9 protein-coding genes and 1 pseudogene are annotated in these 12,735 nt (G+C 53.1%); all 10 read left to right on the forward strand.

Going from position 1 to position 12,735, the window contains the following annotated elements:
* The first annotated feature begins 10 nt into the window (after positions 1-10).
* The 10 genes and pseudogenes from epd to argO all read left to right on the forward strand — a co-directional run bounded on the left by epd (position 11) and on the right by argO (position 12,714).
* Positions 11-1,030: an erythrose-4-phosphate dehydrogenase gene (epd, locus tag ACSPHG_RS03805; RefSeq protein WP_435952207.1), complete on the forward strand. Its 1,020-nt coding sequence runs from the start codon at positions 11-13 to the stop codon at positions 1,028-1,030.
* Positions 1,031-1,079: 49 nt separating this feature from the next.
* Entirely contained in the window at positions 1,080-2,243 is a 1,164-nt protein-coding gene (gene pgk, locus ACSPHG_RS03810) for a phosphoglycerate kinase (RefSeq protein WP_435952208.1), read from the forward strand.
* 99 nt (positions 2,244-2,342) lie between these two features.
* Positions 2,343-3,422, forward strand: a complete 1,080-nt coding sequence (gene fbaA, locus ACSPHG_RS03815) for a class II fructose-bisphosphate aldolase (protein WP_435952209.1) — start codon at positions 2,343-2,345, stop codon at positions 3,420-3,422.
* 412 nt (positions 3,423-3,834) lie between these two features.
* On the forward strand, positions 3,835-4,773 hold the full coding sequence (gene tdcA / locus ACSPHG_RS03820; RefSeq protein ID WP_435952210.1) for a transcriptional regulator TdcA: 939 nt from the start codon (positions 3,835-3,837) through the stop codon (positions 4,771-4,773).
* Positions 4,774-4,870: 97 nt separating this feature from the next.
* Positions 4,871-5,859: pseudogene (gene tdcB / locus ACSPHG_RS03825) on the forward strand (bifunctional threonine ammonia-lyase/L-serine ammonia-lyase TdcB).
* A 24-nt stretch (positions 5,860-5,883) separates the two neighbouring features.
* Positions 5,884-7,215 (forward strand): threonine/serine transporter TdcC, encoded by a 1,332-nt coding sequence (tdcC, locus tag ACSPHG_RS03830; protein ID WP_435952211.1) that lies wholly within the window; start codon positions 5,884-5,886, stop codon positions 7,213-7,215.
* Between the two features lie 28 nt (positions 7,216-7,243).
* Entirely contained in the window at positions 7,244-8,452 is a 1,209-nt protein-coding gene (tdcD, locus tag ACSPHG_RS03835; protein WP_435952212.1) for a propionate kinase, read from the forward strand.
* Positions 8,453-8,606: 154 nt separating this feature from the next.
* A complete protein-coding gene (pflB, locus tag ACSPHG_RS03840) occupies positions 8,607-10,901 on the forward strand; it encodes a formate C-acetyltransferase (RefSeq protein ID WP_435952213.1) in 2,295 nt (764 codons plus the stop codon).
* Between the two features lie 182 nt (positions 10,902-11,083).
* The gene (locus ACSPHG_RS03845; RefSeq protein ID WP_435952214.1) at positions 11,084-11,944 is read left to right on the forward strand and encodes a small-conductance mechanosensitive channel MscS; all 861 of its coding nucleotides are present in this window, start codon (positions 11,084-11,086) and stop codon (positions 11,942-11,944) included.
* Between the two features lie 134 nt (positions 11,945-12,078).
* Positions 12,079-12,714 (forward strand): arginine exporter ArgO, encoded by a 636-nt coding sequence (gene argO / locus ACSPHG_RS03850; RefSeq protein ID WP_435952215.1) that lies wholly within the window; start codon positions 12,079-12,081, stop codon positions 12,712-12,714.
* The last annotated feature ends 21 nt before the right edge of the window (positions 12,715-12,735 follow it).

Here is a 12,735-nt window from a genome sequence, read left to right on the forward strand (position 1 = left end):
CAGGAGAGATATGACCGTACGCATCGCAATTAATGGCTTCGGTCGCATTGGGCGCAACGTGGTACGTGCTTTGTACGAATCCGGTCGCCGTGCGGAAATCACCGTCGTAGCAATCAATGAACTGGCTGATGCTGCGGGCATGGCGCATCTGTTGAAATACGACACCAGCCACGGGCGATTCGCGTGGGACGTGCGTCAGGAACGCGACCAGCTTTGGGTCGGCGACGACACTATCCGTTTGCTGCATGAACCCACGATTGCCGCGCTCCCGTGGCGCGAGCTGGGCGTAGACGTAGTGCTGGATTGTACCGGCGTATTCGGTTCTCGCGCAGACGGCGAAGCCCACCTGGCTGCCGGCGCGAAAAAAGTTCTCTTCTCCCATCCTGGCGGCAACGATCTCGACGCAACCGTGGTTTACGGCGTCAATCATGAAGAGGTGGTTGCCGAGCACCGCATCGTTTCCAACGCCTCCTGTACCACGAATTGTATAATTCCAATTATCAAATTGCTTGATGATGCCTTCGGCATTGAGTGGGGCACGGTAACAACCATCCACTCCGCCATGCACGATCAACAGGTTATTGACGCGTATCACCCTGATCTGCGCCGCACGCGCGCAGCCAGCCAATCGATCATTCCGGTCGATACGCGACTCGCCGCCGGCATTACGCGTATTTTCCCGCAATTCAACGATCGTTTTGAGGCTATTGCCGTGCGCGTACCCACGATCAACGTCACCGCCATCGATTTAAGCGTGACGGTACGAAATGCGGTAAAACCTAATGAAGTCAATCAGTTGCTGCAAAAAGCGGCACAAGATTCATTTCATGGTATAGTTGACTATACGGAAATACCGTTGGTCTCGACTGATTTTAACCACGATCCGCACAGTGCCATTGTTGACGGCACGCAAACGCGGGTCAGTGGGCAACATCTGATTAAAACTCTAGTCTGGTGTGATAACGAATGGGGCTTTGCTAACCGAATGCTCGACACGACGTTAGTCATGGCTGCAAGTGGTTTCAGGTAGGGCGCGTAGTGCGCCTGCAAAACTTTAAGAATCAACGAGAGGATTCACCATGTCTGTAATTAAGATGACCGATCTGGATCTGGCTGGTAAGCGCGTTCTGATCCGTGCAGATTTGAACGTACCAGTTAAAGAAGGGAAAGTGACATCTGACGCACGTATCCGTGCATCTCTGCCAACCATCGAACTGGCCCTGAAACAAGGCGCGAAAGTGATGGTTACCTCTCACCTGGGTCGCCCGACCGAAGGCGAGTACAACGAAGAATTCTCTCTGCTGCCGGTTGTTAACTACCTGAAAGACAAGTTGTCTGCTCCGGTTCGTCTGGCTAAAGATTACCTCGACGGCGTTGAAGTTGCTGCCGGCGAGCTGGTTGTTCTGGAAAACGTTCGCTTCAACAAAGGCGAAAAGAAAGACGACGAAACACTGTCTAAAAAATATGCTGCACTGTGCGACGTATTCGTAATGGATGCTTTCGGCACCGCGCACCGCGCGCAGGCTTCTACTCACGGCGTTGGCAAATTTGCTGAAATCGCCTGTGCAGGCCCGCTGCTGGCTGAAGAGCTGGACGCGCTGGGCAAAGCCCTGAAAGAACCTGCTCGCCCAATGGTTGCTATCGTTGGCGGTTCTAAAGTTTCTACCAAACTGACCGTGCTGGACTCTCTGTCCAAAATTGCTGACCAGCTGATCGTTGGCGGTGGTATCGCGAACACCTTCGTTGCCGCTCAAGGCCACAACGTGGGTAAATCCCTGTACGAAGCGGACCTGGTTGACGAAGCTAAACGCCTGCTGACTACCTGTGATATCCCAGTTCCAACTGACGTGCGCGTAGCGACCGAGTTCTCCGAGTCCGCAACGGCTACCCTGAAATCTGTCAACGACGTGAAAGACGGCGAGCAGATTCTGGATATCGGTGACGCTTCTGCACAGCAGCTGGCTGAAATCCTGAAAAACGCGAAAACCATTCTGTGGAACGGCCCGGTTGGCGTGTTCGAATTCCCGAACTTCCGCAAAGGTACCGAAATCGTTGCTAACGCTATCGCAGACAGCGAAGCGTTCTCTATCGCAGGCGGCGGCGACACCCTGGCCGCAATCGACCTGTTCGGTATCGCAGACAAAATTTCCTACATCTCCACCGGCGGTGGCGCATTCCTCGAATTCGTGGAAGGCAAAGTGCTGCCAGCAGTAGCGATGCTCGAAGAGCGCGCTAAGAAGTAATTGATTACGGGCAGGGTTTCCTGCCCGTTGTTTTTTGGTCGCCTGCAGGCGCGGGCGGCACAGTTTTTTCTAACGGCCAACGATACAGGACAACGTAACATGTCTAAAATTTTTGATTTCGTAAAACCAGGCGTAATCACTGGTGATGACGTACAGAAAGTTTTCCAGGTAGCAAAAGAAAACAACTTCGCACTGCCAGCAGTTAACTGCGTCGGTACCGACTCCATCAACGCCGTACTGGAAACCGCAGCGAAAGTTAAAGCTCCAGTTATCGTTCAGTTCTCTAACGGTGGCGCTGCCTTCATCGCGGGTAAAGGCGTGAAAACCGACGTTCCTCAGGGCGCTGCAATCCTGGGTGCTATCTCTGGCGCGCATCACGTTCACCAGATGGCTGAGCACTACGGTGTTCCAGTAATCCTGCATACCGACCACTGCGCTAAGAAACTGCTGCCATGGATCGACGGTCTGCTGGACGCGGGTGAAAAACACTTCGCAGCTACCGGTAAACCACTGTTCTCTTCTCACATGATCGACCTGTCTGAAGAGTCTCTGGAAGAAAACATCGAGATCAGCTCCAAGTACCTGGCTCGCATGTCTAAAATCGGCATGACTCTGGAAATCGAACTGGGTTGCACCGGCGGCGAAGAAGATGGCGTAGACAACAGCCATATGGACGCATCCGCTCTGTACACTCAGCCAGAAGACGTTGACTACGCGTACACCAAACTGAACGCAATCAGCCCACGTTTCACCATCGCTGCTTCCTTCGGTAACGTACACGGCGTTTACAAGCCAGGTAACGTGGTTCTGACCCCAACTATCCTGCGCGATTCTCAGGATTACGTTTCTAAGAAACACAACCTGCCGCACAACAGCCTGAACTTCGTCTTCCACGGCGGTTCCGGTTCTTCTGCTCAGGAAATCAAAGATTCCGTGAGCTACGGCGTTATCAAAATGAACATCGATACCGATACCCAGTGGGCAACATGGGAAGGTATCCTGAACTACTACAAAGAAAACGAAGCTTACCTGCAGGGCCAGCTGGGCAACCCTAAAGGCGCTGACCAGCCGAACAAGAAATACTACGATCCACGCGTATGGCTGCGCGCTGCACAGACCTCTATGATCACTCGTCTGGAGCAGGCTTTCAAAGAACTGAACGCGGTAGACGTTCTGTAATTTAGAAAGTTTTCGATCTGAATCAAGCCCGCTTATTGCGGGCTTTTTTTATTATTTAAAAATAATGTAGTAAAAATATTTTAGAATAATTTCACTCTATTTAGATTTAATTTAGGTTAACTGCGGGTAATCGTTTTCGTCACCTTTAATTGCGTTAATAGTGAACGATTTAGTCATTTCGATATAAATTAATTATCACCATAACTTTATTTTATTACCTGTCTTAAGGTTGACCTTAATCATATAAAAGCCACTTAGAAAATATCTATCATTTTGTTTTTTAATGGGTTTATTTGGTTTGTTTACTTGTTACGCAAATATTCATGGGGTAAATGTGCGTCACAGCACATAACATGACAGGTGCAATTCGTTATGATCCTCGGCACGGAAAGTTAATTAGGCGCAGAGCTTTATGGAAAATAACACCCTACCTAAAACACAGCATCTGGTTACCTTTCAGGAAGTTGTGCGCAGCGGGTCGTTTGGGTCTGCGGCGAAACAGTTAGGTCTTACCCAGCCTGCGGTGAGCAAAATTATCAGCGACATGGAAACCTATTTTGGCCTTGAGCTTATCATCCGTAAAAATACCGGCGTTAAGCTGACCGAAGCCGGAAAGGTGCTACTAACCTACGCCGAGTCCATCACCCGCGAGATGCGCAATATGTGCAGCGAAATGCACAGCCTGATTGGCAGCGGGGTCGTAGACGTCTCCTTTGGGTTTCCATCGCTAATCGGCTTTACGTTCTTGCCGGGCATGATGAAGGAGTTCAAAGAGCTTTACCCGCAGGCCCAGGTGTCGATGTTTGAAGCGCAGCTTGCTTCGTTCCTTCCCGCTATTCGCGACGGGCGGTTGGATTTTGCCATCGGCACGCTGAGCGATGAAATGCTGCTACAGGATTTGCACATCGAGCCGCTGTTTGAGTCTGAGTTTATTCTGGTGGGAAGCCGAACGCGAACGTGCAACGGCACGTCGACCCTGCGCTCGCTGAGCAACGAGCAGTGGGTTCTGCCGCAAACGGAAATGGGCTATTACAGCGAACTGCTTACCATCCTCGAAAAAAACGATATTACCAGCGAAAGTATTGTTAAAACCGACTCGGTAGTCACGATTTATAATTTAGTACTTAACGCCGGTTTCTTAACCGTTATTCCTTGCGACATGATTGCACCTTTTGGCTCCAACCAATTTATTAAGGTGCCGGTGGAAGATAAACTCCCCGTAGCACGCTACGCCGCCGTGTGGTCTAAAAATTATCGTATAAAAAAATCCGCATCCACGCTGGTGGAATTAGCCAAAAAACATTCTGTACGCAGCCAGTTTAAATTTAATAAATTAACGGAAGTTGCTTAGCTAAAGTCTCGCAGTCCGAATAAATAAATCAAGAGGGTAATTTGTCTTTAAATTACTTTCTCCCGTATTGCTTATCGTTTTGTTAGTAGAGGTCAACATGCATATCGATTATGAACTCCCTGTCACCATTTACGATGTACTGGAAGCGAAAAAAAGGCTTGCTGGGTATATTTATAAAACAGGCATGCCTCGCTCTAATTATTTAAGTGAATGCTGCAAAGGCGAAATCTATTTAAAATTCGAAAACATGCAGCGCACCGGCTCCTTTAAAATTCGCGGCGCGTTTAACAAACTCAGCTCGCTGACGCAGGAAGAAAGAGAGAAGGGCGTGGTCGCCTGTTCAGCCGGAAACCATGCGCAGGGCGTATCGCTTTCATGCGCGATTTTGGGCATCAACGGTAAGGTCGTCATGCCGAACGGCGCGCCTAAGTCAAAGGTTGCCGCGACCACCGACTACTCCGCGCAGGTGGTAATGCACGGGGATAATTTCAACGACACCATCGCCAAGGTCAGCGAAATCGTCGAAATGGAAGGGCGCATATTCATCCCACCTTATGACGATGAAAAGGTCATTGCCGGGCAGGGTACGATTGGTCTGGAAATTCTCGAAGATCTCTACGACGTCGATAACGTCATTGTGCCTATCGGCGGCGGCGGCTTAATTGCCGGGATTGCGCTTGCTATTAAATCCATCAACCCGACGATTAATATTATTGGCGTGCAGGCAGAAAATGTTCACGGCATGGCCGCTTCATTCTACAAAGGCGAACTTATGTCCCACCGCGTGAGCGGTACGCTTGCCGACGGCTGCGACGTATCTCGCCCTGGTCGAATTACCTATGAGATCGTCAAAAGCTCGTCACCGATATTATTTTAGTCAGCGAAGAAGAAATCAGAAACAGCATGGTCGCGCTTATTCAACGCAATAAGGTTATTACCGAAGGCGCTGGCGCTCTGGCATCGGCTGCATTATTAAGCGGCAAGCTCGACCATTATATTAAAGGGCGTAAAACGGTAAGCATTATTTCCGGTGGAAATATTGACCTGTCCCGCGTTTCGCAAATTACTGGCGCCGTGGATGCTTAATCGCACAACATAAGGATCTCTATTATGAGTAATATTGATACAACCCTTATCGGCCAAAAAGAGGCCGCCGCGTGGCGAAAATCTGACACTACGTGGACGCTCGGTTTATTCGGCACCGCCATCGGCGCGGGCGTGCTCTTTTTCCCTATTCGTGCAGGCTACGGCGGCTTAATTCCCATTTTAATCATGCTATTTCTGGCCTTCCCGATTGCCTTTTACTGCCACCGCGCGCTTGCGCGCCTGTGCCTTTCCGGCAGCAATCCTTCCGGGAACATCACCGAAACGGTAGAAGAGCACTTCGGCAAAACCGGCGGCGTGGTCATTACCTTCCTGTACTTCTTCGCCATTTGTCCGCTGCTGTGGATTTACGGCGTGACCATCACCAACACCTTTATGACCTTCTGGGAAAACCAGCTCCAGCTGATGCCGCTTAACCGTGGCGTCGTGGCGCTCTTCCTGCTGCTGCTGATGGCCTTCGTCATCTACTTCGGCAAGGATCTGATGGTCAAAGTGATGAGCTACCTGGTCTTCCCGTTTATCGCCTGCCTGGTGCTGATTTCGCTGTCGCTGATCCCTTACTGGAACTCGGCGGTATTCGATCAGGTCAACCTTAGCGATATTGCGTTTACCGGGCACGACGGGATTCTGGTTACCGTCTGGCTGGGCATCTCCATCATGGTGTTCTCGTTTAACTTCTCGCCGATTGTTTCTTCCTTCGTTGTTTCGAAGCGCGAAGAGTATGAGAAGGACTTTGGTAAGGAATACACCGCGGACAAATGTTCGAAAATCATCTCCCGCGCCAGCATGCTGATGGTCGCCGTGGTGATGTTCTTCGCCTTTAGCTGCCTGTTTACCCTATCGCCGCAGAACATGGCGGAGGCCAAAGCGCAGAACATTCCGGTACTGTCATATCTGGCGAACCATTTCTCCTCGATGGCCGGATCGAAATCGACCTTTGCCACGATTCTGGAATACGGCGCGTCCATCATTGCGCTGGTCGCGATCTTTAAATCCTTCTTCGGCCACTACCTTGGCACGCTGGAAGGGCTGAACGGCCTGATTCTTAAGTTCGGCTTCAAGGGCGACAAGACGCGCGTTTCCATCGGCAAACTCAATCTGCTGAGCATGGTCTTTATCATGGGGTCAACCTGGATTGTTGCCTACGCGAACCCGAATATTCTCGATTTAATTGAAGCGATGGGCGCGCCAATTATCGCCTCCCTGCTGTGCCTGTTACCGATGTATGCGATTCGCAAGGTGCCTGCGTTAGCGAAATATAAAGGCCGGTCGGACAATATTTTTGTCACCGTGATTGGTTTCCTGACCATCCTTAATATCGTCTACAAACTGTTCTGATAATTCGCGCTGTCTCAGGATGAGTGACATGAATGAATATCCAGTAGTACTAACGATTAACTGTGGTTCGTCTTCCGTTAAGTTTTGCGTTTTGGACGCGACGACCTGCGACGTGCTTTTATCCGGCATTTGTGAAGGGCTTAATACGGACGACGCTTTTATTACCGTGAATAATGGAGAGCCGGTCAAACTGGCTCGCCAGGATTACGAAAACGCGCTGGATGCCATTTCTCTCGAGCTTGGTAAACGCAGTTTAAATAACAGCGTCGCGTTTATTGGGCACCGTATCGCGCACGGCGGCGCATTATTTAAAGAATCGGTATTCATCACCGACGACGTCATTGAAAAAATTCGCCAGGTTTCGCCGCTGGCACCGTTACATAACTATGCCAACCTGAGCGGCGTAGAGTCTGCAAGGCTGCGTTTCCCGGGCGTGCCGCAGGTGGCGGTATTTGATACTAGCTTCCACCAAACGCTACGGCCAGAAGCCTATCTGTACGGCCTGCCGTACCGTTACTTCGAGGAATACGGCGTGCGGCGCTACGGTTTTCACGGCACGTCGCACCGCTACGTCGCGCAGCGCGCCTGTGAACTACTGGCGCTGAACCCAGAAGATTCGGGGTTGGTGATTGCTCACTTAGGTAACGGAGCGTCAATTTGCGCGGTGCAAAACGGCGCAAGCGTTGACACCTCGATGGGCATGACGCCGCTCGAAGGCCTGATTATGGGCACGCGCTGCGGCGACGTGGACTTCGGTGCCATGGCCTGGCTTGCCCGGCAGACCGGCCAGTCGCTGGATGACCTTGAACAGGTGGCGAATAAAGCGTCCGGCCTGTTGGGTATATCGGGCTTGTCTTCGGATTTAAGAACTCTGGAAAAGGCCTGGCATAACGGCGACGCGCGCGCGCGGCTTGCGATAAATACTTTTGTGCATCGCATCGCGAAAACGATTGGCGGCCACGCCACGTCTTTAAAACAATTTGACGGTCTGATATTTACCGGCGGAATTGGTGAAAACTCAACGTTAATTCGCGAACTGGTGACGCAACGTTTACGCATCTTCGGGATGTATTTGGATGGGGATAAAAATAACCATGCGAACCACGTCGGGGAGCGAATAATTTCCAGCGCAAACTCGGCAGTTGCCATCGCCGTAATTCCGACAAATGAAGAAAAGATGATCGCTCTTGACGCCCTGCATGTCGGTAAAAAAAGCCGCCTTGCAGAATACGCCTGATATACCCGTCATCTTTCAAGTTGCAGGGTTGCTGGCCGCACGCACAAACCCCAGTCACTTACTTTAGTAAGCTTCTGGGGATTTGCTCCCTTGCCGCCTGACTGCAACTCGAAACCTAAAGGGTATGATTAATATTGTACAAAGGAATGAAGTAATGAATGTGGATATCGATATTGCCGAAGCAAATTATTCCGATGCCTGGCTGAATTTCGCGGGCGACGAGTGGAAGCGGCAAATAAACGTTCGTGATTTTATCCAGCAAAACTATACGCCTTATGAAGGGGACGAAACGTTTTTAGCGAACGCGACGTCTGCCACCACCGCGCTGTGGGAAAAGGTGATGGACGGCATCCGTATTGAAAACGCCACCCACGCGCCGGTGGACTTCGACACCAACGTGGCAACGACCATTACCGCCCACGGGCCGGGCTACATCATTAAAGAGCAGGAAAAAATCGTCGGCCTGCAAACCGATAAACCGCTCAAGCGCGCGCTGCATCCGTACGGCGGCATCAACATGATCAAAAGCTCGTTTGAGGCCTACGGCCGTGAGATGGATCCGGACTTTGAATATCAGTTCACCGCGCTGCGCAAAACCCACAACCAGGGCGTGTTCGACGTTTACTCGCCGGACATTCTGCGCTGCCGCAAATCGGGCGTGCTGACCGGCCTGCCGGACGGCTACGGGCGCGGGCGTATCATCGGCGACTACCGCCGCGTGGCGCTGTACGGCATCAGCTATTTGGTGCGCGAAAGAGAGCTTCAGTTTGCCGACCTGCAGGGCAAGCTTGAGAAGGGCGAAGATCTTGAGTCGGTTATCCGCCTGCGGGAAGAGCTGGCGGAACACCGCACCGCGCTGCTGCAAATCCAGAAAATGGCGGCGAATTACGGCTTCGATATTTCTCGCCCGGCGCGCGACGCGCAGGAGGCGATTCAGTGGCTCTATTTCGCCTATCTGGCCGCCGTCAAATCGCAGAACGGCGGGGCAATGTCCCTCGGCAGAACCACCACCTTCCTCGACATTTATATCGAACGCGATATAAAAGCCGGGCGCTTAACGGAGTTGCAGGCGCAGGAGCTTATCGACCACTTCATTATGAAGATCCGCATGGTGCGCTTCCTGCGCACGCCGGAGTTTGATTCGCTGTTCTCCGGCGACCCGATTTGGGCCACGGAGGTGATTGGCGGGATGGGGCTGGACGGCCGCACGCTGGTGACGAAAAACGCCTTCCGCTACCTCAACACGCTTTACACCATGGGGCCTGCGCCTGAGCCAAACCTGACCATCCTGTGGTCTGAAAAGCTGCCGAAGCCCTTCAAGGTGTACGCGGCGAAAGTCTCCATTGAAACCTCGTCGTTGCAGTATGAAAACGACGATCTGATGCGCTGCGACTTCGACAGCGACGACTACGCCATCGCCTGCTGCGTCAGCCCAATGGTCATCGGCAAGCAAATGCAGTTCTTCGGCGCGCGCGCAAACCTGGCAAAAACGCTGCTGTACTGCATCAACGGCGGCATGGACGAAAAGCTCAAGATTCAGGTCGGGCCAAAAATGCCAATGCTGCTCGGCGAGACGCTGGATTACGACGAGGTGATGCAAAGCCTCGACCACTTTATGGACTGGCTGGCTGTGCAGTACATCACGGCGCTGAACCTTATCCACTACATGCACGACAAGTACAGCTACGAAGCGTCGCTGATGGCCCTGCATGACCGCGATGTCTATCGCACGATGGCGTGCGGCATCGCCGGGCTGTCGGTCGCGGTGGATTCCCTTTCAGCCATCAAGTACGCCAGCGTCAAACCGGTGCGGGACCATACCGGACTCGCGGTTGATTTTGTTATCGAAGGCGATTACCCGCAGTACGGCAACAACGACGACCGCGTTGACGCCATCGCCTGCGATCTGGTTGAGCGCTTTATGAAGAAGATCCAGGCGCTGCCAACCTACCGCAACGCGGTGCCGACCCAGTCGATCCTTACCATTACCTCAAACGTGGTGTATGGGAAGAAAACCGGCAACACGCCGGACGGCCGACGTGCGGGAATGCCGTTTGCGCCGGGCGCAAACCCGATGCACGGGCGGGACACCAAAGGTGCGGTAGCGTCGCTGACGTCGGTCGCCAAGCTGCCGTTCAGCTATGCGAAAGACGGGATCTCCTACACCTTCTCCATCGTTCCCGCCGCGCTTGGCAAAAACGACGGGGTTCGCCAGCTCAACCTGGTCGGCCTGCTTGACGGCTATTTCCATCACGACGTGCAGACCGAAGGCGGGCAGCACCTGAACGTCAACGTCATGAACCGCGAAATGCTGCTCGACGCCATCGAACACCCGGAGAATTACCCGACGTTAACCATTCGCGTTTCCGGCTACGCGGTGCGGTTTAACGCGCTGACCCGCGAGCAGCAGCAGGACGTGATTTCCCGCACCTTTACCCACGCCATTTAAACGATTCCATCACCACCCTTGGCCGCTGAAACCAGCGGCCTTTTTTATTGCCGCGCGCTTAAACCGCCGCTTCCTGGCGGAGGCGGGCTTTTTTGTTTACCCTTTAATAACAGGCCCTTCTCTTTGGGATGGTTCATTTTTGCCCGTTCGGGCACGTTTTGGGTAAGCATAAGGAAAGTTGAATGGAAGATCTCAACGTAGTAGACAGTATCAATAATGCCGGGGGCTGGCTGGTGCGCAACCAGGCGTTGCTGCTGAGCTATGCGGTTAATATTGTGGCGGCCATCGCCATCATCATCGTCGGGATGATCGTCGCGCGAATGGTTTCCGGCGCGCTTAACCGCGTGATGCGCGCGCGTCACATTGACGCCACGGTCGCAGACTTCCTGTCCGCGCTGGTGCGTTATGGGATTATTGCCTTCACGCTGATTGCTGCCCTGGGCCGCGTGGGCGTGCAGACCGCATCGGTTATCGCCGTGCTGGGTGCCGCCGGTTTGGCTATCGGTTTGGCGCTGCAGGGGTCGCTGTCCAACCTTGCGGCAGGCGTGCTGCTGGTGACCTTCCGTCCGTTCCGCGCGGGTGAGTATGTTGACCTTGGAGGTATCGCAGGCACCGTGCTTAGCGTGCAGATTTTCTCCACCACGCTGCGTACCGCAGACGGCAAAATCGTCGTGGTGCCAAACGGTAAAATCATCGCTGGCAACATTATCAACTTCTCCCGCGAGCCGGTTCGCCGTAACGAATTTATCATCGGCGTGGCCTACGACGCGGACATCGACCAGGTTAAAGAGATCCTGACCAACATCATCAATAGCGATGAGCGCATCCTGAAAGATCGTGAAATGACGGTGCGCTTGAACGAGCTGGGTGCGTCTTCGGTGAACTTTGTGGTGCGCGTCTGGAGCAACAGCGGCGACCTGCAAAACGTCTACTGGGACGTGCTCGAACGCGTTAAGAAAGAGTTCGATGCGGCCGGCATCAGCATTCCTTATCCGCAGATGGACGTGAATTTCAAACGCGTCAAAGAAGCGACTCAGGAATAATCCCCGCAGGCCAGCTTCGGCTGGCCCTGTTCTTATTAGTCGTACTTATTAACCATTAAAATTATCCATTTCCTCTAATAATTTTTCCGTCTTACACTCCTCTTCAATTGCTTAACAAAGAAGAGCGAATCATCGTGTTATCTTACTATTTTCAAGGGCTTGCACTGGGTGCGGCCATGATCCTTCCGCTGGGCCCGCAAAACGCGTTTGTGATGAACCAGGGCATTCGCCGCCAGTACCATTTGATGATTGCCACGCTGTGCGCGCTGAGCGACGTGGTGCTGATCTGCGGCGGAATTTTCGGCGGCAGCGCCATTCTGATGCAGTCGCCGTGGCTGCTGGCTATCGTCACCTGGGGCGGCGTGGCGTTTCTGCTGTGGTACGGCTGGGGCGCGCTGCGCACCGCGATGAGCAGCAGCGTGGAGCTGGCGTCGGCGGAGGTGATGAAGCAGGGGCGCTGGAGAATCATCGCGACCATGCTCGCCGTCACCTGGCTTAATCCGCACGTTTACCTCGATACCTTTGTGGTGCTGGGGAGCCTGGGCGGACAGCTGGCCGACGATCCGAAGCGCTGGTTCGCGCTGGGCACGGTGAGCGCGTCAATCCTGTGGTTCTACGGGCTGGCGATCCTGGCCGCCTGGCTGGCCCCGCGTTTACGTACCGCGAAAGCACAGCGCATTATCAACGGTCTGGTCGGCCTGGTGATGTGGTTTATCGCCTCGCAGCTGGCGTGGGACGGGGTGCAGCACATCGCGGCGCTGGTGCGCTAATTAGCCTAAATCCGATAGACA

The sequence above is a fragment of the Dryocola baronae genome (assembly GCF_051297175.1).
Taxonomy (GTDB): Bacteria; Pseudomonadota; Gammaproteobacteria; order Enterobacterales; family Enterobacteriaceae; genus Dryocola.